1 pseudogene is annotated in these 229 nt (G+C 45.9%); it reads left to right on the plus strand.

The features are described 5' to 3' along the window. Positions 1 to 229, plus strand: a pseudogene (locus I5349_RS14205) (UpxY family transcription antiterminator); the annotation flags it as partial.

Below are 229 nucleotides of genomic sequence, written 5' to 3' on the forward strand. Positions count from 1 at the left end.
GACCTTTATAAAATCGTCCACGTGCCTGGAGCGGTGAAGTTTGTGCATTTTGCTGGAGAGCATGCTCATGTGAGAGAGGAAGAGACCAATGCCATCAAACGTGTAGTAGAAACAGGAGTAGCCTATGAATTGTCAGATCAGGAGATCGAGGCTGGAGAACAAGTAGAGATCATGGGAGGAGCTTTACAAGGACTGACTGGAGAATGTGTGGAGAAAGGAAACAAAGATT

The organism is Penaeicola halotolerans (genome assembly GCF_016464625.1).
Taxonomy (GTDB): Bacteria; Bacteroidota; Bacteroidia; order Cytophagales; family Cyclobacteriaceae; genus Penaeicola; species Penaeicola halotolerans.